At 72.2% G+C, this 19,847-nt stretch carries 16 protein-coding genes; 14 read left to right on the forward strand and 2 right to left on the reverse strand.

Features of this window, described 5'->3' with window-relative positions; genetic code table 11:
- The gene (locus ACFY7C_RS23930) at window positions 1–597 is read right to left on the reverse strand and encodes an alpha/beta fold hydrolase (RefSeq protein ID WP_389654038.1); all 597 of its coding nucleotides are present in this window, start codon (window positions 595–597) and stop codon (window positions 1–3) included.
- Window positions 598–694: 97 nt separating this feature from the next.
- Here ACFY7C_RS23930 and ACFY7C_RS23935 point away from each other — a divergent pair, with 97 nt between their 5' ends.
- The 13 genes from ACFY7C_RS23935 (at window position 695) to gatB (ending at window position 16,192) form a co-directional block, all read left to right on the forward strand.
- The gene (locus ACFY7C_RS23935) at window positions 695–1,231 is read left to right on the forward strand and encodes a TIGR00730 family Rossman fold protein (protein WP_389654040.1); all 537 of its coding nucleotides are present in this window, start codon (window positions 695–697) and stop codon (window positions 1,229–1,231) included.
- A 154-nt stretch (window positions 1,232–1,385) separates the two neighbouring features.
- A complete protein-coding gene (locus ACFY7C_RS23940) occupies window positions 1,386–1,733 on the forward strand; it encodes a hypothetical protein (RefSeq protein ID WP_389654042.1) in 348 nt (115 codons plus the stop codon).
- Window positions 1,730–3,505, forward strand: coding sequence for an alpha/beta hydrolase (locus ACFY7C_RS23945; RefSeq protein ID WP_389654044.1), 1,776 nt, complete (start codon window positions 1,730–1,732; stop codon window positions 3,503–3,505). Before ACFY7C_RS23940 ends, ACFY7C_RS23945 begins: the two co-directional genes overlap by 4 nt.
- 101 nt (window positions 3,506–3,606) lie before the next feature.
- Window positions 3,607–4,065, forward strand: a complete 459-nt coding sequence (locus tag ACFY7C_RS23950; RefSeq protein WP_389654046.1) for a hypothetical protein — start codon at window positions 3,607–3,609, stop codon at window positions 4,063–4,065.
- 4 nt (window positions 4,066–4,069) lie between these two features.
- Window positions 4,070–4,768 carry an SDR family oxidoreductase gene (locus ACFY7C_RS23955; RefSeq protein WP_356696157.1) on the forward strand — a complete coding sequence of 233 codons (699 nt, stop codon included), beginning with the start codon at window positions 4,070–4,072 and terminating at the stop codon, window positions 4,766–4,768.
- Window positions 4,769–4,772: 4 nt separating this feature from the next.
- Entirely contained in the window at window positions 4,773–6,815 is a 2,043-nt protein-coding gene (locus ACFY7C_RS23960) for a tetratricopeptide repeat protein (protein ID WP_389654048.1), read from the forward strand.
- Window positions 6,812–7,852: a methionine synthase gene (locus ACFY7C_RS23965; RefSeq protein WP_389654050.1), complete on the forward strand. Its 1,041-nt coding sequence runs from the start codon at window positions 6,812–6,814 to the stop codon at window positions 7,850–7,852. The genes ACFY7C_RS23960 and ACFY7C_RS23965 overlap by 4 nt, the downstream gene beginning before the upstream one ends.
- Window positions 7,853–7,895: 43 nt before the next feature.
- Window positions 7,896–10,073 (forward strand): NAD-dependent DNA ligase LigA, encoded by a 2,178-nt coding sequence (ligA, locus tag ACFY7C_RS23970; protein WP_389654052.1) that lies wholly within the window; start codon window positions 7,896–7,898, stop codon window positions 10,071–10,073.
- A gap of 273 nt (window positions 10,074–10,346) precedes the next feature.
- Window positions 10,347–12,491: a putative bifunctional diguanylate cyclase/phosphodiesterase gene (locus ACFY7C_RS23975; RefSeq protein ID WP_389654054.1), complete on the forward strand. Its 2,145-nt coding sequence runs from the start codon at window positions 10,347–10,349 to the stop codon at window positions 12,489–12,491.
- Window positions 12,492–12,619: 128 nt separating this feature from the next.
- Window positions 12,620–12,916, forward strand: coding sequence for an Asp-tRNA(Asn)/Glu-tRNA(Gln) amidotransferase subunit GatC (gatC, locus tag ACFY7C_RS23980; RefSeq protein WP_010984178.1), 297 nt, complete (start codon window positions 12,620–12,622; stop codon window positions 12,914–12,916).
- A 6-nt stretch (window positions 12,917–12,922) separates the two neighbouring features.
- Window positions 12,923–14,425 (forward strand): Asp-tRNA(Asn)/Glu-tRNA(Gln) amidotransferase subunit GatA, encoded by a 1,503-nt coding sequence (gene gatA, locus ACFY7C_RS23985; protein ID WP_389654056.1) that lies wholly within the window; start codon window positions 12,923–12,925, stop codon window positions 14,423–14,425.
- 5 nt (window positions 14,426–14,430) lie between these two features.
- Window positions 14,431–14,664: a hypothetical protein gene (locus ACFY7C_RS23990; protein ID WP_356696183.1), complete on the forward strand. Its 234-nt coding sequence runs from the start codon at window positions 14,431–14,433 to the stop codon at window positions 14,662–14,664.
- Between the two features lie 16 nt (window positions 14,665–14,680).
- Window positions 14,681–16,192 carry an Asp-tRNA(Asn)/Glu-tRNA(Gln) amidotransferase subunit GatB gene (gatB, locus tag ACFY7C_RS23995; RefSeq protein WP_389654058.1) on the forward strand — a complete coding sequence of 504 codons (1,512 nt, stop codon included), beginning with the start codon at window positions 14,681–14,683 and terminating at the stop codon, window positions 16,190–16,192.
- Between the two features lie 100 nt (window positions 16,193–16,292).
- On the opposite strand, the gene ACFY7C_RS24000 is transcribed toward gatB, so the two are convergent.
- Window positions 16,293–17,492 carry an acyltransferase family protein gene (locus ACFY7C_RS24000; protein ID WP_389654060.1) on the reverse strand — a complete coding sequence of 400 codons (1,200 nt, stop codon included), beginning with the start codon at window positions 17,490–17,492 and terminating at the stop codon, window positions 16,293–16,295.
- Window positions 17,493–17,708: 216 nt separating this feature from the next.
- On the opposite strand from ACFY7C_RS24000, the gene ACFY7C_RS24005 reads away from it, so the two are divergent.
- The gene (locus ACFY7C_RS24005) at window positions 17,709–19,808 is read left to right on the forward strand and encodes a phosphocholine-specific phospholipase C (RefSeq protein WP_389654062.1); all 2,100 of its coding nucleotides are present in this window, start codon (window positions 17,709–17,711) and stop codon (window positions 19,806–19,808) included.
- Window positions 19,809–19,847: the final 39 nt, after the last annotated feature.

Below are 19,847 nucleotides of genomic sequence, written 5' to 3' on the forward strand. Positions count from 1 at the left end.
TCACTCCCCGGCCTGGTCCTCCGCGTAGAAGTCCGCCAGGACCGGGGCGAGGACGTGCGGGGCCACCTCGTGCGTCTGGCCGGTGAGGGTGCGGTGCCGTCCGCGCGGGACGGCCGCCGCGATCGTGCGGGCCGCCCGCCGCGTCCAGGCCGGGCTCGAACCCCCGTCGACCACCAGCACGCGCGCGTGCACCCGGTCGAGCCCGCCCGCCTGCTGGGCGCCGTACGGCGGCTCGTACACCGACACCGGCCCGACCGGCACCCCGGCCGCCGCGGCGGCCAGCGCGAGGGCCCCGCCGGACGCCGTGCCGTGCACCGTGGCCGTACCGCCCGGGCCGCCCACCGCGTCGACGAGCGCCGCCAGGTCCTCGATCTCCCGCTCCACACAGTCCGCGGCGGTGCGCCGGTCGTACGCGACGACCGAGAAGTGCCGGGCGAGCAGCCCGGCCAGCGGCCGCTCGCTCCCGGCCGCCCCCGGCGCCCCGCTCACCAGGATCACCGGCCGCCCCCGCCCGTACCGCTCGTAGGCGATCCGCGTCCCGTCCTGCGACCTGACCAGGCCCCGGGCCCGGCAGAGAGTGGTCTTCACCTCGTCCATGGAAGGGCAGACCGGCGCCACCGCGGGAACTCATCGCTCCGGGAGCGAACTTCCCGAAAAAATCCCGCTGTCGGTGCGAGGCCCTACGGTGGGGCGCATGAACATCTGCGTCTTCCTGTCCGCCGCCGACCTCGACGAGCGGTACACGGCCCCCGCCCGCGAGTTCGCCACGCGTCTCGGCAAGGGCGGCCACACGCTTGTCTGGGGCGGTTCCGACAGCGGTCTGATGAAGGTCGTCGCGGACGGGGTCGAGGAGGCCGGCGGACGCCTGGTCGGCGTCTCGGTGGACTTCCTCGCCGCCAAGGCCCGCCCGGGCGCGGACGAGATGGTCTTCGCCAAGGACCTTGCCGAGCGCAAGGCGCTCCTCCTCGCCAAGTCGGACGCCGTCGTGATCATGGTCGGTGGCACCGGCACCCTCGACGAGGCCACCGAGATCCTGGAGCTGAAGAAGCACGGCAAGCACACCAAGCCCGTCGTCCTCCTCAACGCGGCCGGCTTCTACGACGGCCTGAAGACGCAGTTCCGCCGCATGGAGGAGGAGGGCTTCCTGCCGGTCCCGCTGAGCGACCTGGTCTTCTTCGCGGAGGACGGCACGGAGGCGCTGGCGTATCTGGAGTCGTGGGTGCGGAGCTGACGGTCTGCGCCCGCAACCGCACCTCGCACGCCCGTACGGCCGCCTGAGCAGGTTCGATGGCGGGAAGTCTTCGCGACTGCGTACGAGTGGACACGGCTGCGCTAGCCTCCTCGACCTGGAGCGACGAAGGGTCGCCGTCGAGAGCGGGGGAGCCGTGTCCCATGCGGTGCGCCGGCAGCAGTCGTCCGGGCCGAGCGGCGGTGCCGGGGAGCTCAGACGCAGCGGCGGCCCCTGGACCCGCGCCTCCGCCACCGCCGGCGCACTCGGGACCAGCACCGAGACCGCCCGCTCCGCCCTCGGCCGCGGCCACGAGGGCGTCGCGGCCGGCGGCGCCGGACTGACCGCCGTCGCCGCGCTCGCCGGCTTACGGAAGTCCTGGGAGGAGCGGCTCGCGGCCGTGCGCGACGAGTGCGAGGCCCTGCGGGGCGCCCTGCTCACCGTGGCCAGGGAGATGGGCGAGACCGACACCGCCGTCGGGAACTCCTTCGCGGGGCGGCGATGAGCGCCGCGGCACTCACCTGGCGGCAGCTCAGGGACCTCAGGCTCGCGGAGTTCGAGCAGGCGGGCGACGCCTGGCACCAGGTCTCGGGCCGCGCGGACGCCGATCGCGTGCGCGTCGACCGCGCGATGGCGGCGAAGCTCCGCGAGACCCAGTGCAGCGAGTCGGCCGAGGCTGCCCTCGGCCGACTCCGGCGGCTGAGCCGCAACTTCCAGTACCTGCACACGGAGTGCGGGCTCGCCCGCACCGCGCTCAACGGCCTGGCCGGCGATCTGGCCGAACCCCAGCGCCAGTTGAAGCAGGCCCTGGACGAGGCCGATGCCCTGAGGTTCACCGTCCACGAGGACGGCTCCGTCGCCTACCCCGCCGCGCCCGCCCGGACCCCTTCGGGCGACCAGGAGGCCCCCGGCGGCCGGGCCCGCGGCCGTCTCCTCCAGGAACGCTCGCCCTTCGCCGACACCTCCCCGCTCGGACCGCTCAACCCCCACGCCGAAAAGGCGCAGGACATCGCGGACCGCATCGGCCGTGCGGTCCTCACGGCCGCCGCCGTCGACGCCCGGTACGCCCGCACCCTGGAGGCCCTGCGCGCGGCCAAGGGCCTCGACGTCACCGAGGCCACACTGAGGGACGTCGCCCGGGACACCGCCGCCGTCCGCGACGCCGCCGGACACCACCTCGCCGCCGCCGTCCCCAAGGACGCCGACCCCGCCGCACGCAAGGCCTGGTGGGACGCCCTCTCCGAGGAACAGCGCCGCGAATACCTCGACGTCGCCCCGGACCTGATCGGCAACCTGGACGGCATCCCCGCGGCCGTACGGGACGAGGCCAACCGGCGCTACCTGCCGCTGCTGATCGCCGAGTTGGAGCGGACGGGGGGCGGGAGCGCCGAGACGAAGCTGGAGGCGCTCCGCATGATCCAGGCCAGGTTGGACGAGCCGAGCGACCCCCCGATGTTCCTGCTCGGCATCGGAGCGGAGGGCAACGGCCGCGCGATCGTGGCGTACGGCGACCCGGACACGTCGCGGAACGTGTCGGCGTACGTGCCGGGGCTTGGAACGAAGCTGGACGCGGGTTTCGTCGACGACACGATGAAGCGTGCGCGCGATACGGCGGTGGGGGCGCGAGACGTCGATCCCTCGAGTGCGGCCATCGTCTGGCTGGGCTACGACGCGCCCCAGCACGGTGACGTCATGTCCACGGGCGACGCCGAGCGCGGAGCCCCGGCGTACAACCGGTTCATGGCCGGGCTCTCCACCACGAACGCGCACGCGGACCCCCATGTGACCGCCATCGGCCACTCGTACGGCTCCCTCACCGTGGGCACGGCCGCCCGGCAGTCCGGCGGGATCCCCGGCGTGGACGACGTCATCCTGCTCGGCAGCCCGGGCGTGGGCGTGGACCGGGCCGAGGACCTCGGCGTGAGCAAGGAGCACGTCTTCGTCGGGGCCGCGGACAACGACCCCGTCACCCACCTCCCCACCAGGACCGAGTCGGCGATCGGCATGCAGTTCGGCGGCTCCACCGGCGTCCTGCTCGCGCGGGATGTCGTCGACCGGGGGAACGACGACGTGTACTTCGGCAAGGACCCCGCGAGCGAGGCGTTCGGGGCGCGGCGCTTCAAGGTCGACGACGGGCCCCGCATGGTCGTGGAAGGGGGGCTTTTTCAGGCCCACTCGCAGTACTTCACGCCGGACGTGGACGCGGAGTCGGCCAACAACATCGCCCTGATCGTGGGCGGTAGTTCCCACAAGATCAGCAGGGAGGAACACCGATGAGGCGACCAGCCCGGCAGGCTCGGGCCGTCCTTCTCGTTTGTATGGCGGGCGCGGCACTGGCGGGTTGTGGAGCGCCGCGAGGTGGGGGAGCGATGGAAAGCATGAACATGCAGGCCGCGGCGGACCGTGCGGACTCGATGCTGGACGCGACCATCGGAGCTGTCGTGCCGGAGATCCAGTGGACTCACCACACCTGGACAAGTGGCAGTTGTACGGTGACGCGTCGCCGTAAGGTGATGACGATCATTTCGGAGCAGCGGCGAGGCAGCTTCCTCGGAGTGATCGAGCGGTTCTGGAAGAAGAGCGGCTACGACATCACCGGCGTCAACCAGGACAAGGACATGCCGGCGATCTTCGCCAAGACCTCGGAAGGGTTTCAGCTCACCCTGACCGTCGGTCACGAGGGGCAGATCGTCTTCAAGGTCGACACCACCTGCGTCGAAAAATCCGACGTCGCCGACCCCGTCTCCCCACCCAACGGCCCCTCCTACCCCCTCGGCCGCATCCCCGCCCCGCACGTCCGCTCCGCCTTCTGGTCCGCCGCAACGCCCCTTCCCTGAGACCATGAGTCCCATGGCTACTCATGTGATCACCGGAGCCGGTTCCGGCATCGGCGCCGCCGTCGCGCGGCGCCTGCACGCGCGCGGGGACGAGCTCGTGCTGCACGCGCGGGACGCGGGGCGGGCCAAGGAGCTCGCCGCCGAGTTTCCCGGCGCGCGCACGCTCGTGGGGGACCTCGCCGATCCGGACCGGCTCTCGTGGGCGTTCTCGCACCAGAGCCTGCCCGAGCGGGTCGACTCGCTGCTGCACATCGCGGGCGTCGTCGACCTCGGGCCGGTCGGCGAGCTCACTCCCAAAACCTGGCACCACCAGCTCAACGTCAACCTCGTCGCCCCCGCCGAGCTGACCCGGCACTTCCTGCCGCAACTGCGCGTCTCCAAGGGGCACGTGGTCTTCGTGAACTCGGGCGCCGGGCTCAACGCGCACGCCGAGTGGAGCGCCTACGCCGCCTCCAAGCACGGGCTGAAGGCGCTCGCCGACTCGCTGCGGCACGAGGAGCACGGCAACGGTGTGCGGGTCACCTCCGTCTACCCGGGGCGGACCGCGAGCCCCATGCAGGCCAAGGTGCACCAGCAGGAGGGCAAGGAGTACGACCCCGAGCGCTGGATCGACCCCGAGTCCGTGGCCACGACGATCGTCATGGCGATCGACCTGCCGCGCGACGCCGAGGTGAACGACCTGACCGTGCGCCCCGGGCGCTGAACCGATGACGGGGCCTGGCGGCAACGTCGTCTCGGGCGGTACGCAGGGGACGGTCGTCCAGGCCGGGCACATCGAGCACCTCGTGGTCCACCAGGCCCCGCCGTCGGTCGACGAGGTGACCGTCGCCCCGCCGTTCGGGCGGCGGGGCATGCCCCTGCGCGGGCGGGAGGAGCTGCTCGGTCTGCTGCTCGGCGCGACCGGCACCCACGTGCTGTACGGCCTTGGGGGCGTCGGCAAGACCAGCCTCGCCCTGGAGGTCGCCGACCGCCTCGCCCGCGAGGGCGCGCCCGTGTGGTGGGTCGCCGCCCAGGACGGCGGGCGGCTCGCGGGCGGCCTGCGGGCGGTCGCCCGCCGCCTCGGTGTCGGGGAGGAGGAGCTGGCCACCGGCCAGACCGCCGACCTGCTGTGGGAAAGCCTCGCCGCCCTGCCCGGCCGCTGGCTCCTTGTTTTCGACAACGCCGACGACCTCGCCCTCCTCGACGGCCCCGGCTCCCTCGCCGCCGGTACGGGCCGGGCCCGCGTCCCGGCCGGGGCGGACGGGCTCGTCCTCGTCACCACCCGCGACGGCGACCCCGCCGCGTGGGGCACCGGCCCCGTCCTGCACCGGCTCGGCGCCCTGCCCGGACCGGAGGGCGCCCGGGTCCTCGTCGACCGGGCCACCCCTGAGGCCGGGACCGCGACGGACGCCGAGCTGCTCGCCGTACGCCTCGGGGGCCTGCCGCTCGCCCTCGACAGCGCCGGGCGTTACCTGGCCTCGGTCGCCGAACGCCCCGCCTTCCTCCGTACGCCGGGCGAGCCCGCCACGTATGCCGCGTATCTCGACGCCCTCGGTACGGGGGACCTGACCGTCGACGGCGACGGCACCCTCGCCCGTATCTGGGCCATGTCCCTGCGGCTGCTCCGCGACCGCGGCCACCTCCACGCGGAGGCCCTGCTCCGTCTCCTCGCCGGCTTCGCCGACGCGCCCGTACCGCTGCGGGTCTTCGCCCCCGAGCGGGTCGACATCCCGGCGGGGGAGCTGTGGACCTGCCTCCAGGCCCTGGACCGGCTCGGCCTCGCGTCCCTGCGGACGGACGGGGAGCCGGTGGTGACGCTCCATCCGCTGGTGCGGGACGCGTACAGAGGAGAGCGGGAGCGGTTGTCGGCGGAGTTGGCGCTGCGGACGGAGAATCCCAAGGCGCTCGGGCCCCTGTGGCCGCTGCTCGTTCCGCACCTACTCCACGGACTCGGGCCGGACGTGGGCGAGAACGGCTGGACGGCCGCGGTCCTCGCCGTGCGGTCGCTGAGCCTGCGGGGCCTGGTCCTGGAGGCCGCCGAACAGGCGGCGGCCGTGTACGAGGGCACGGCGCGTCATCTGCCCGCCGGCCATCGGGCCGTGCTCGCGGCCGGCTGCGAGTACGGCGAGGCCCTGATGGCGTGCGGCAGGGAGAGGGAGGCCCGGGTCTTTCTCGACCGGATCGTCGAGGAGGCGCGGCGCGCGGAGCGGTGCGACCCGCTGCTCCTCCTGCGGCTACGCAACCAGAAGGGCGTGACACTCCAGCGGTGCGGCGATCTCGAGGGCGCGCGCACAGAGTTCTCCGCCGTGCTCGAGGACCACTCCCGGCTCTTGGGGGAGGACGATCAGCAGACCCTGGCGGCACGCCACAACCTGGCCATGACCCTCGCGCTGCTCGGCCGGACGGCGGAGGCGCTGGCCGAGATGGATGCCGTGCTGGCCGCGGAGACGCGTCTGCTGGGGCCCGAGGACCGGGACACCCTCACCACACGCCTGAACCGGGCCTGGCTTCTGCGGGAGCTGGGGGAAACCGAGAGCGCACGCCCGGAGGTGGAGGCCGTCGCCGAGGCACGGGGGCGGCGCTTCGGCGCCGAGCACCCCGACACCCTGGCCGCCCGCTTCAACCTGACCGCCCTCCTGCCACCCGACCGCGCCCGCGAGGAGCTCACCGCCGTCCTCGACGCCCGCACCCGCGTCCTCGGCCCCGACCACCCCGTCACCCTCGCCACCCGCGAGGCCCTGGAGCGCACGGCACGTACCCTGCCGGAGTGACCGACAACAGCGCCATCAGCCACGACAGCGAGAAGAACGCCTTCCCCTGGGGCCCCGCCACCGGCGTCGGGTCCATGCCCGGCGGGGACGCCCGCGAGGCCGCCAAGACCGTCACCGGGTCCTTCGAGGACTTCCCGTTCCTGGCGGAGCTGCCCGCCCGGGGGCCCGGGGCGGACATGATCGGGCGGACGATCGGGATGCTCGTCGAGCTGTACGCGCACGTGGAGCCCAGCGGGTGGCGGATCAGCGACCGGCCGGGGCGGGACACCCGGCGGGCGCGGTCGTGGATGGGGGAGGACCTGGACGCCCTGGAGGAGTTCACCCAGGGGTACGAGGGGCCGCTCAAGGTGCAGGCGGTCGGGCCGTGGACGCTCGCCGCGGGGCTCGAGCTGCGCGGCGGAGAGGCGGCCCTCGGGGACGCGGGTGCCTGCCGGGACCTGGCGGCCTCGCTCGCGGAGGGGCTGCGCGGGCACCTCGCCGAGCTCCGCAGGCGGATCCCGGGCGCCCGTCCGGTGCTCCAGCTGGACGAACCGTCGCTGACCGCGGTGCTGCGCGGGCAGGTCCGTACCGCCAGCGGCTACCGCACCCACCGGGCGGTGGACCGGCAGGTGGTGGAGGGCGCGCTGCGGGACGTGATCGCGGTCCACGACGGGCCGGTGGTCGTGCACTCGTGCGCCCCTGACGTGCCGTTCGCGCTGCTGCGCCGGGCCGGGGTCGCGGGCGTGTCGTTCGACTTCGGGCTGCTCACCGAGCGTGACGAGGAGCCGGTCGGCGAGGCCGTGGAGGCGGGCACCGTGCTCTTCGCCGGTGTGGTGCCGTCGACGGACCCGGCGTCGGGGGCATTGTCGGACCCGGGCGGTAGCGTCATGGGTGTCAGGACGCTGTGGCGCAGGCTGGGGCTGAATCCGGGGACTCTCGCCGAGTCCGTGGTGGTGACCCCGACCTGTGGTCTCGCGGGCGCGTCGCCGGCGTACGCCCGCAAGGCGCTCGCTCACTGCGCCCGGGCGGCACGATCGCTCGCGGACAACCCAGAGTGACGGCAAGGTGACCGGGTTTCAGGCTACGGGAGGACGAGGAACGGTGGCAGTCGAACAGGGGGCCCCCGCCGAGGCGCGGGAGAAGCACGCCGAGCTGGCGGAGCAGGTCGAGGAGCACCGCTTCCGGTACTACGTGAAGGACCAGCCGGTCATCAGCGACGCCGAGTTCGACCGGCTCCTGAGGTCCCTGGAGGCTCTGGAGGAGGAGTATCCGGACCTGCGGACGCCGGATTCGCCGACCCAGAAGGTCGCCGGGTCGTACGAGACGGACTTCACGTCCGTGGAGCACCGGGAGCGGATGCTCTCGCTGGACAACGCGTTCGACGACGCGGAGCTGTCCGCCTGGGCCGAGCGGATCGCCAAGGACGTCGGCACGAGCGACCACCACTTCCTGTGCGAGCTCAAGGTCGACGGCCTGGCGGTGAACCTGACGTACGAGCACGGGCGGCTGACCCGGGCGGCGACCCGCGGCGACGGCCGTACGGGCGAGGACATCACGCCGAACGTGCGGACGATCGCCGACGTCCCGGACCGGCTGCGCGGCGAGCGCATCCCGGCGCTCGTGGAGATCCGCGGCGAGGTCTACTTCCCGATGGAGGCCTTCGAGGGGCTGAACGCGCGTCTGGTGGAGGCCGGCGACAAGCCCTTCGCCAACCCGCGCAACGCGGCGGCGGGTTCGCTGCGCCAGAAGGACCCCAAGGTGACGGCCACCCGCCCGCTGCACATGGTGGTGCACGGCATCGGCGCCCGGGAGGGCTTCGAGATCTCCCGGCTCTCCGAGGCGTACGAGCTGCTGCGCGAGTGGGGTCTGCCCACCGCCCGGCACAACAAGGTCGTCCCGGACCTCGACGGAGTGCGGGACTTCATCGCGTACTTCGGTGAGAACCGGCACTCGGTGGAGCACGAGATCGACGGGGTCGTCGTCAAGCTGGACGAGATCCCGCTCCAGGGCCGGCTCGGCTCCACGGCGCGCGCCCCGCGCTGGGCCATCGCGTGGAAGTACGCGCCGGAGGAGGTCAACACCAAGCTGCTCGACATCAAGGTCGGTGTCGGCCGCACGGGCCGTGTCACGCCGTACGCGCAGGTGGAGCCGGTGACGGTGGCCGGTTCCGAGGTCGAGTTCGCCACCCTGCACAACCAGGAGGTGGTGAAGGCCAAGGGCGTGCTGATCGGGGACACGGTCGTGCTGCGCAAGGCCGGTGACGTGATCCCGGAGATCCTGGGGCCGGTGGCGGACCTGCGGGACGGCACCGAGCGGGAGTTCGTCATGCCGGCCGAGTGCCCGGAGTGCGGGACGCCGCTGAAGCCGATGAAGGAGGGGGACATCGATCTGCGCTGCCCCAACGCGCGGACGTGTCCGGCGCAGCTGCGCGAGCGGCTGTTCTATCTGGCGGGCCGGCAGAGCCTGGACATCGAGAACTTCGGCATGGTCGCGGCGGCCGCGCTCACCCGCCCGCTGGAGCCCGCGGAGCCGCCGCTGAAGGACGAGGGCGATCTGTTCGATCTGACGATCGAGCAGCTGCTGCCGATCAGGGCGTATGTCCTCGACCCGGACAGCGGGCTGCCCAAGCGGGACCCGAAGACGGGCGAGGAGAAGATCGTCTCGGTCTTCGCCAACCAGAAGGGCGAGCCGAAGAAGAACGCGCTGGCGATGCTGGCGAACATCGAGGCGGCCAAGGCGCGTCCGCTGGCCCGGTTCATCAACGGTCTGTCGATCCGCCATGTGGGTCCGGTCGCGGCCGAGGCGCTGGCCCGCGAGTTCCGTTCCCTGGAGCGGATCGAGCAGGCGACGGAGAAGGAGCTGGCGGACACCGAGGGGGTCGGTGCGATCATCGCGGCCGCGGTGAAGCAGTGGTTCTCCGAGGAGTGGCACCAGGAGATCGTGCGCAAGTGGCGTGCGGCCGGAGTGAGCTTCGAGGACGAGGGTGCCGGTGAGGAGCGCGGGCCGCGTCCGCTGGACGGTCTGACCGTGGTGGTGACCGGAACGCTCCAGAACTACACCAGGGATGGCGCAAAAGAGTCCCTGCAAGCCCTTGGTGCGAAGGTGACCGGTTCCGTTTCAAAGAAGACCGCCTTCGTCGTTGTGGGTGACAACCCGGGCTCCAAGTACGACAAGGCCATGCAGCTGAAGGTTCCGGTTCTGAACGAGGAAGGGTTCGCCGTGCTGCTCGAACAGGGTCCCGAAGCCGCCGCGGAGGTCGCCCTCCCGGTCGCCGAGTAGCCGCCCGACGGGCCGCGGAAGCTCACCCGTTCGGCGCATACCAGATCGTTACGGGTGGCTGGGCCGCATTCGGGCAAGACATGGAGAGCGGTGCCCGCAGCAGCCCTCCGCGGCCTAGTGTGGTGACCGTGCGTCCGTCGCGCACGGCCGTGCGAGAGCCCTGCCGGCGCGCCGGAGCAGGACACGCGGTACGGCACGCGACGGGACGACGGCCCAGTGGCATGACGACGGCCCCGCGATGCGACGGCACCGCCGGCTGTGAGAGGGACGCGAATGAAACCGACCGAGAGTGCCGCCCCGGTCGCACGGCCCCAGGGCCGCGCGGCGTTCGTGGGCATCACCTCCGGGCTTCCCGGAGTTTTGGTGGGCATCGCCGCCGTCGTGCTCGCCGCCGGACTGTACCGGGCGCTGAGCACCGGCGAGGGACTCTTCCCCGGCGGCGCCGCCGGCTGGTCCCTCGCCGTCCTCACCGGCCTCATCGTCGGCCACCTGGTCGCGCTCGGCCGCGACCGCTGGTGGGGCGGCACCGGCTCCGGCGCCGCCCTCACCCTGGCCGTCCTCCTCCTCTACGGCTGGGTCGCCGCCTCCCTGGTGTCCCTCACCGTGGTCGTCCTCGTCGCCGCCGCCCGCCGCCACCGCTGGCGCCAGGGCCTGCTGCACGGCGCCGTCGACGTCATCGGCACCGGCGCCGCCGCCCTCGTCCTCGCCACCTTCGGGGACGTCCCCACCGTCGCCGCGCCCTGGCGACCGCTCGACTGGGGGATCGCCGACCTGCCGGAAGTGGCACTCGCCGCCGTCGCCTATCTCGTGGCGACCCGGCTCCTGCTGTGGTACGCGCTCGCCCCCCAGGTCGGCGCGCTGCCCACGGTCGCCCGCACCGCCCTGCTCCGGCAGGGACTCGTCGCCGTCGCGCTGCTCGGGATCGCACCCCTGATCTGTGTCGTCGCCGCCTCCCGCCCGCCGCTCCTGCCGCTCTTCGCCGTGCCGCTGATCGCCCTCGACTCCACCCTGTGGATCGCCCGCGCCCGCGCCGAGGAGCAGTTGCGCGACCCGCTCACCGGGCTGCCCAACCGGCAGTGGCTCCTGGAGCGCACCTGGACCGCCCTGGAGGAGGCCGAGGGCGAGGGCGTCCGCTCGGCCCTGGTCCTGATCGACCTCGACCGCTTCCGCTCGGTCAACGACACCCTCGGACACCTCGCCGGCGACCGGCTGCTCCTCCAGATCGCCGAACGGCTCCGCCTCGCCCTGCCGCGCGGGGCCGAGGCCGCCCGGCTCGGCGGCGACGAGTTCGCCGTCCTGCTGCCCACCGCCGACTCCACCACCAGCGCCCAGCGGGTCGCCCGCCACCTCGTCGCCGAGCTCTCCTCGCCGCTCGACCTCGACGGGCTCACCCTGGTCCTGGAGGCCAGCGCGGGCGTCGCCGTCTTCCCCGAGCACGCACTCGACGCCGAGGGCCTGCTGCGCCGCGCCGACGTCGCCATGTACCAGGCCAAGCGTGACCGCACCGGCGTCGAGGTCTACGAGTCCAAGCGCGACTCCAACACCCCCGACCGCCTCGGCCTCCTCGGCGACCTGCGGCGCGCCCTCGACGCCGGCGACGTCGAGCTGCACTACCAGCCCAAGGTCCGCTTCGACGGTCAGGTCGCCGGCCTCGAGGCGCTGGTCCGCTGGGTCCACCCCGAGCGCGGCAAGGTCCCGCCGGACGAGTTCATCGCCATCGCCGAGTCCTCCGGCCTGATGCCCCACCTCACCGAGTACGTCCTGGAGACCGCCCTCGCCCAGGTGGCCCGCTGGCGCGCCCAGGGCCTCGACGTGCCCGTCGCCGTCAACGTCTCCCCGCGCGACGTCCACACCCCCGGCTTCGCCGGCGCCGTCGCCGCCCGCCTCGCCCGCCACGGCGTACCGGCCGGCGCGCTCCAGCTGGAGATAACGGAGCACGTGCTCCTGGAGGACCCGCAGCGGGCCGCCGACACCATGGCCGGGCTCACCGGCCACGGCGTCAAGATGTCCCTCGACGACTTCGGCACCGGCTACTCCTCCCTGGTACATCTGCGCCGCCTCCCGGTGAGCGAACTGAAGATCGACCGCTCCTTCGTCGCCCGGCTCGCCGTGGACACCGAGGACGCCGAGATCGTCCGCTGCACCGTCGACCTCGCCCACTCCCTCGGCCTGCTGGTCGTCGCCGAGGGCGTCGAGGACGACGAGACCTGGGAGCGGCTGCGCGACCTGGGCTGCGACGCCGTCCAGGGCTGGCTGGTCGCCGCCGCCATGCCGCCCGCCGAGACCACCGCCTGGCTCCTGGCCCGCGGCGAGCACGGCTGGCGCCGCCCCGCCGAGATCGCGGCGAGCGCCGCCGGCGCGGCGGCGACCCCGGCGATCGTCGACGTCGAGCAGCCCTCCGGCCACGTGGTCCCCTGACGGTCCCGCCCCCGAGACGCCCTCCCGGACCCCCGGGAGCCCTCCCGGGGGCAAACCGTTTCACGGGCAGCGGTGCGGGCCCCATAGGATTGGGCCAACACCAACAAACTCACCCCGTGAGGATCCGCATGCCTGGCATCACGCGCGAGGAGGTCGCACACCTCGCACGGCTGGCGCGTCTGGAGCTGAAGGCCGAAGAGCTCGATCACTTCGCCGGTCAGCTCGACGACATCATCGGCGCGGTCGCCCGCGTCTCCGAGGTCGCCGACCAAGACGTACCGCCGACCTCCCACCCGCTGCCGCTGACCAATGTCATGCGCGCGGACGAGGTCCGTCCGTCGCTCACCCCCGAGCAGGCGCTCTCCGGCGCCCCGGCCCAGGAGCAGCAGCGTTTCAAGGTGCCGCAGATCCTGGGGGAGGACTAAGAAGTCATGACGGACAACAGCACCATCATCAAGCTCACCGCCGCCGAGATCGCGGCGAAGATCGCCTCCGGCGAGCTCACCGCCGTCGAGGTGACCGAGGCCCACCTCGCCCGCATCGAGGCCGTCGACGAGAAGGTCCACGCCTTCCTGTACGTCGACCGCGAGGGCGCCCTCGCCCAGGCCCGTGCCGTGGACGAGAAGCGGGCCCGCGGCGAGAAGCTGGGCCCGCTCGCCGGCGTGCCGCTCGCGCTCAAGGACATCTTCACCACCGTGGGCGTGCCCACGACGGTCGGTTCGAAGATGCTCGAGGGCTGGATCCCGCCGTACGACGCCACCCTGGTCAAGAAGCTCAAGGCCGCCGACGTGGTCATCCTGGGCAAGACCAACATGGACGAGTTCGCGATGGGCTCCTCCACGGAGAACAGCGCCTACGGTCCCACCGGCAACCCCTGGGACCTCACCCGCATCCCCGGCGGCTCCGGCGGCGGCTCCTCGGCCGCCCTCGCCTCGTACGAGGCACCGCTGGCCATCGGCACGGACACCGGCGGCTCCATCCGCCAGCCCGCCGCCGTCACCGGCACCGTCGGCGTCAAGCCGACCTACGGCGCGGTCTCCCGCTACGGCATGGTGGCCTTCTCCTCCTCCCTGGACCAGGGCGGCCCCTGTGCCCGTACGGTCCTCGACGCGGCCCTGCTGCACGAGGCCATCGCCGGGCACGACCCGCTCGACTCGACCTCCATCGACCTCCCGGTCCCGCCGGTCGTCGAGGCGGCCCGCAACGGCTCCGTCGCCGGGATGCGCGTCGGCGTGGTCAAGCAGTTCCGCGGCGAGCACTACCAGGCCGGCGTGATGCAGCGCTTCGACGAGTCCGTCGAGCTGCTGAAGTCGCTGGGCGCCGAGATCGTCGAGGTGGACTGCCCGTCCTTCGACCTCGCCCTCTCCGCGTACTACCTCATCGCGCCGTCGGAGTGCTCCTCCAACCTGGCCCGCTTCGACGGCCTGCGCTACGGCCTGCGCAGCGGCGACGACGGCACCCGGTCCGCCGAGGACGTCACCGCGCTCACCCGCGAGGCCGGCTTCGGCCCCGAGGTCAAGCGCCGCATCATCCTCGGCACGTACGCCCTGAGCTCCGGCTACTACGACGCGTGGTTCGGATCGGCCCAGAAGGTCCGCACCCTCATCACCCGCGAGTTCGAGAAGGCCTTCGAGCAGGTCGACGTGATCGTCTCCCCGACGACCCCGACCACCGCCTTCCCGATCGGCGAGCGCGCCGACGACCCGATGGCGATGTACCTCGCGGACCTGTGCACCATCCCGACCAACCTGGCCGGCAACGCCGCCATGTCGCTGCCCTGCGGCCTGGCGCCGGAGGACGGTCTCCCGGTCGGGCTGCAGATCATCGCCCCCGCCCTGAAGGACGACCGCCTGTACAAGGTCGGTGCCGCCGTCGAGGCCGCCTTCGTGGAAAGGTGGGGGCACCCGCTGCTCGAGGAGGCTCCGTCGCTGTGAACGCCATGGCAAAGAAGGCCAAGAACTTCAAGAAGTCGAAGACCGGCGTCTACGTCTCGCTGGCCACCACCGCGTTCGGCGCGGTCAGCGTCGCCAAGCAGGCCAAGCTGGCCCGCAGCGACGGTGACATGCTGCGTCTCGTCGACGCCGCCGTGTCCGCCGCCGCCATCGTCACCGGCCTCGCGATCCTGTACCGCGAGCTGAAGCGCCTCGGCGACGACGACGTCCTGCTGGGCTGAGAGGGAAAGTTCCACCGTGACTGTCACTGAACTGCTGTCGTACGAAGCGGCGCTCGCCGAGTACGACCCCGTCATGGGCCTGGAGGTCCATGTCGAGCTCGGCACGAAGACGAAGATGTTCTGCGGCTGCTCGACCGAGCTCGGCCAGGACGCCAACGCGCAGACCTGCCCGACCTGCCTCGGCCTGCCGGGCTCGCTCCCGGTCGTCAACGCGGTCGGCGTCGAGTCCGCCATCAAGATCGGCCTCGCGCTGCACTGCGAGATCGCCGAGTGGTGCCGCTTCGCCCGGAAGAACTACTTCTATCCGGACATGCCGAAGAACTTCCAGACCTCGCAGTACGACGAGCCGATCGCCTTCAACGGCTATCTGGACGTCCAGCTGGAGGACGGCGAGATCTTCCGCGTGGAGATCGAGCGCGCCCACATGGAGGAGGACACCGGCAAGTCCACCCACATCGGTGGCGCGACCGGCCGCATCCACGGCGCCTCGCACTCGCTGCTCGACTACAACCGGGCCGGCATCCCGCTCATCGAGATCGTCACCAAGCCGATCGTCGGTGCGGGCGAGCGCGCGCCCGAGGTCGCCAAGGCCTACGTGGCCGAGCTGCGCGAGCTGATCCGTGCCCTGGGCGTCTCCGAGGCGCGCATGGACAAGGGCCAGATGCGCTGCGACGTCAACCTGTCGCTGATGCCGAAGGGGTCCGAGACCTTCGGTACACGGTCGGAGACGAAGAACGTCAACTCGCTCCGTTCCGTGGAGCGTGCGGCGCGCTTCGAGATCCAGCGCCACGCGGCGGTCCTGGAGGCCGGCGGCACGATCGTGCAGGAGACCCGTCACTTCCACGAGGACGACGGCACGACCACCTCCGGACGCATCAAGGACAACGCCGAGGACTACCGCTACTTCCCGGAGCCGGACCTGGTGCCGGTCGCCCCGTCCCGTGACTGGGTCGAGGAACTGCGCAAGGGCCTTCCGGAGCTGCCGCGGGTGCGCCGCAACCGGCTGCGCGAGGAGTGGGGCGTGTCCGAGCTGGACATGCAGGCCATCCTCAACGCGGGTGCGGTCGACCCGATCGTCGCCACGATCGAGGCGGGCGCCGACGCGGCGTCGGCGCGCAAGTGGTGGATGGGCGAGCTGGCCCGTAACGCCAACGAGCAGGGCGTCTCCCTGGAGGAGCTCCCGATCACCCCGGCGGACGTCGCCCGCGTGTCGGCCCTGGTCGCCTCCGGCGACCTGAACGACAAGCTGGCCCGTCAGGTCATCGAGGGCGTCCTCGCGGGCGAGGGCACCCCGGACGAGGTCGTCGAGAAGCGCGGTCTGAAGGTCGTCTCCGACGACGGCGCGCTCGGCGCGGCGGTCGACGAGGCCATCGCCGGCAACGCGGCCATCGCCGACAAGATCCGCGGCGGCAAGGTCGCGGCGGTCGGCGCCCTGGTCGGCGCGGTCATGAAGGCCACCCGTGGCCAGGCCGACGCGGCGAAGGTCAAGGACCTGATCCTGGAGAAGCTGGGCGTCAGCGAGGGCTGACGTCGGGTTTTGTACGCGTACGAGAGCGGCCCCGCACCGGACATCCGGTGCGGGGCCGCTCTCGTGCACGCGCGGGTGCGGGCCTCAGTGCCTCAGTGCCTCAGTGGGCGAACTCGGGGTTCTCCTTGGGCTTGAGCCCCTTGGTGAGTTTGCGCCGCAGCCACCTGCTCATGGGCTTCTCGACCCAGCGGTAGATCCCGTAGGAGAGCAGCAGCATGGCGCTGGTCGTCACCACGATGTTGCCCCAGGGGCCCAGCTCGGGGACGTGCCGGGTCAGACCCTTGGCCAGCGGAATGCCGAGGCTCATGTGGACCAGGTAGAAGGGGTACGTGAGGGCGCCGGCGGTGACCAGCCAGCTCCACTTGATCTTCCTGAGCGGGCCGAGGGAGGCCAGCATCAGGATCGCGAGGAACCCGGTCACGAGCAGCGCGCACAGGGTCCAGGAGACCGTCTTGTCGGTGTGGGACGTGGCCGGGTGCCAGTTCACGCGGATCTGGAGCACGCTGAGCTGGTAGGCCCAGGCCATGCCGAGCAGGAACCAGAGCATCAGGTTCTGGCCGAAGCGGCACATCAGGTAGACGGCGATGCCCGCGATGAAGTAGCCGGCGTAGGTGCTGAGGACGAACTGGTCGGCGAGCTTGAACCCGGTGGAGTGGGTGACGAAGGCGGCCACGAGCCAGACCGTGCAGAAGCCCATCATCCGCGCGTAGGTCGTGCCGAACTTCAGCACGATGACCATCAGCAGATAGAAGCGGGCCTCCACGTCCAGCGTCCAGGCGACGCCGTCGAGCAGTCCGACCTTGAGGGGGCCGGGGAACATCGTCAGGTTCGAGAGGACGACCCGCGGGTGGATGACCGAGGAGATGTCGCCGGTCTGCATGGGGATGATCGCGATGCGGGCGACGATCAGCAGGATGACGAACCAGTAGGCGGGGAAGAGCCGGGAGATCCGGGAGACCGCGAACTGGCCGGGCGTGCGGCCCCAGGCACTCATACAGATGACGAAGCCGCTGATGAGGAAGAACATCTCCACGCCGAGCCAGCCGTACATCGAGGCACGGTGCACGAGGTACGAGAAGACCTTGGGGGATTCACCCCAGATGGCCGGATTCGTCGTCCCCAGGAAATGGAACGCGGCGACGAAGAGGCACGCGGCGAGCCGCAGTCCGTCCACGAGCGCCAGACGCGGCGGGCGCTTCCCGGCGGCGCCGGCGGGGGCCTGGGCGGGTGCGCCGGTGCCCGCCGGCGCGGGTCCGGTCGGAGCCGGCGCCTCCAGCTGGACGGTCTGATGCGTCGTCATGGGCCCCCAGAGCTCGGCCGGTCAGAACTGGCCGAGACATACTATGTCTGAAATGCCATGAAATGGCGGTTTGGACTTCCGCGTCCGGGGTCTTGGACGTTCATCGCCGCGCCCTCGACGGGTCTTCTCCGTGTCATCCCGCCTCACTACCGTCCCCGCCGTACCCATCCAATGGCTCACGGGTGAACCATTGGCTGTCGACGAGGAGGTCGGGGCGTGTCACCGGAGATATCGCGCAGAAGGCTGCTCGCGCTCGGCGGAGGCGCGCTCGGTGTCGCCGCCACGGGATCGCTGCTGCCGCCGTCGCTGCAGGCCGCGATGGCCGCCGAGCCGCCGGCCGGCGGCATGGCGGCGGTGCGGCACGTGGTGGTCCTGATGCAGGAGAACCGTTCCTTCGACCACTACTTCGGCACCCTCCGCGGCGTCCGCGGCTTCGGCGACCGCAACGCCATCGAGCTGCCCTCCGGCCGGCCGGTCTTCGAGCAGCCCGGCCCGCTCGGCCGGACCGTGCTCCCGTTCCCGGTGCGCGGCGCCGCCGAGGCGCAGCGGAAGGACCTCCAGTACATCGGTGACCTCGACCACTCCTGGAGCGGCGGCGCCAAGGCCTGGCACGACGGCTGGATGGACGGCTGGGTCTCGGCGAAGACCGCGGCCACCATGGCGTACTACGACCGGCGGGACATCCCGCTGCACTACGAGCTCGCCGACACCTTCACCATCTGCGACGCCTACCACTCCTCCGTCCACACCTCCACCAGCCCCAACCGCAACCACCTCTGGTCCGGCTGGACCGGCTACGAGGCCGACGGCAGCCGCGCCGTCACCAACGCCGCCTACGCGGAGGGCACCCACCCCGGCTACGGCTGGTCCACCTACGCCGAGCGTCTCGAAGCCGCCGGGCGCAGCTGGAAGACGTACAGCGAGTGGGAGAACTTCACCGACAACAACATCGAGTTCTTCACCAGCTTCAAGAAGATCGCCCGCAAGGCGCTCGCGAGGACCGGCGGGCACACCTTCATGGAGTCCTTCTACGCCGCCGTCCGCGACACCGCCGACGCCGCCGAGCGGGCGAGGCTCCTCGGCCTGCTCGAGGAGGGCGTGGCGACCCTGACCGACGCCGAGCGCTCCCTCTTCGAGCGGGGGCTCCGCCGGGTCGAGACCGGCACCCTCGCCGACGCCTTCCGCGCCGACGTCGCCGCCGGGACGCTGCCCGAGGTCTCCTACCTCGTCCCCTCCGCGATCGACTCCGAGCACCCCGGCTCCTCCTCGCCGATCGCCTCCGCCACCCTCGTCTACAAGGTGCTCGACGCCCTCGGCTCGCACCCGGACGTCTGGCGCCACACCGTCGTCCTGATCAACTACGACGAGAACGACGGCTTCTTCGACCATGTGCCGCCGCCCGTGCCGCCGGCCGACAACGGGGACGAGCGGTGGAAGGGCCTGCCCACCGGCCTCGGCATCCGGGTCCCGCTGCTCGTGATCTCGCCCTGGTCGGTCGGCGGCTACGTCTGCTCCGAGACCTTCGACCACACCTCCGTGATCCGCTTCCTGGAGCGGCTGACCGGCGTCGAGGAGCCCAACATCACCCCTTGGCGCCGAGCCGTCACCGGCGACCTCACCTCCGCCTTCGACTTCCACCGGACCCGCCGGCAGCCCCCCGTCGAGCAGCCCGGACCGATCCCGCCCTTCACCGGCCGCTGGCGGCCCCAGCCGCCGGCCGTGCAGTCGATGCCCGCCCAGGAGCCCGGCACGCGCCCCGCCCGCCCGCTGCCCTACCAGCCGGACGCCCACGCCAAGGTCGAGGACGGCAAGGTCTCCGTCACCCTCCGCAACACCGGCCGGGCGAGCGCGCACTTCGCCCTCTACCCGTACGCGGGCGAGTTCGCCGTCCCCCAGCACCGGGATGTCAGGGGCACGGCACCGTGGACGGTCCCCCTTACGCGTGATCGTTACCGCTTCACGATCACCGGCCCCAACGGCTTCCGCCGCGAGTTCGAGGGCCCCGCGACGGGCGGCGCCGAGCTCGTCTCGCGCATCGACCACCACGACCGTGACCTGCACCTCACCGTCCGCAACGACACCGACGCCCCGGTCTCCTTCACCGTCCGGCCGCTCGGCTACGTCGACCCCGAAGACCTCGGCGAGCGCGGCCGCTGGGCCCGCACCCTGACCGTGAAGCCCGGGAAGACCCGTACCGTCGTGCACTCCGCCGCCGACGCCCACGGCTGGTACGACATCGAGGTGACCGGCCCCGACGGCTTCCGCCGCCGTCTCATGGGTCACATCGAGAACGGGCGCCCCAGCGTGTCGGGCTGAGGCCCGCAGCTCAGGGGCAGGGTGCGCCGGGGTCCGGGA

Source organism: Streptomyces sp. NPDC012769 (genome assembly GCF_042901205.1).
Taxonomy (GTDB): Bacteria; Actinomycetota; Actinomycetes; order Streptomycetales; family Streptomycetaceae; genus Streptomyces.

What these genes read in the sequence shown, in the direction of transcription:
- ACFY7C_RS23930 (WP_389654038.1), bottom strand. Translation starts at nt 597, where the DNA reads ATGGACGAGGTGAAGACCACTCTCTGCCGGGCCCGGGGCCTGGTCAGG.
- ACFY7C_RS23935 (WP_389654040.1), top strand. Translation starts at nt 695, where the DNA reads ATGAACATCTGCGTCTTCCTGTCCGCCGCCGACCTCGACGAGCGGTAC.
- ACFY7C_RS23945 (WP_389654044.1), top strand. Translation starts at nt 1,730, where the DNA reads ATGAGCGCCGCGGCACTCACCTGGCGGCAGCTCAGGGACCTCAGGCTC.
- ACFY7C_RS23950 (WP_389654046.1), top strand. Translation starts at nt 3,607, where the DNA reads ATGAACATGCAGGCCGCGGCGGACCGTGCGGACTCGATGCTGGACGCG.
- ACFY7C_RS23955 (WP_356696157.1), top strand. Translation starts at nt 4,070, where the DNA reads ATGAGTCCCATGGCTACTCATGTGATCACCGGAGCCGGTTCCGGCATC.
- ACFY7C_RS23960 (WP_389654048.1), top strand. Translation starts at nt 4,773, where the DNA reads ATGACGGGGCCTGGCGGCAACGTCGTCTCGGGCGGTACGCAGGGGACG.
- ACFY7C_RS23975 (WP_389654054.1), top strand. Translation starts at nt 10,347, where the DNA reads ATGAAACCGACCGAGAGTGCCGCCCCGGTCGCACGGCCCCAGGGCCGC.
- gatC (WP_010984178.1), top strand. Translation starts at nt 12,620, where the DNA reads ATGCCTGGCATCACGCGCGAGGAGGTCGCACACCTCGCACGGCTGGCG.
- gatA (WP_389654056.1), top strand. Translation starts at nt 12,923, where the DNA reads ATGACGGACAACAGCACCATCATCAAGCTCACCGCCGCCGAGATCGCG.
- ACFY7C_RS23990 (WP_356696183.1), top strand. Translation starts at nt 14,431, where the DNA reads ATGGCAAAGAAGGCCAAGAACTTCAAGAAGTCGAAGACCGGCGTCTAC.
- ACFY7C_RS24000 (WP_389654060.1), bottom strand. Translation starts at nt 17,492, where the DNA reads ATGACGACGCATCAGACCGTCCAGCTGGAGGCGCCGGCTCCGACCGGA.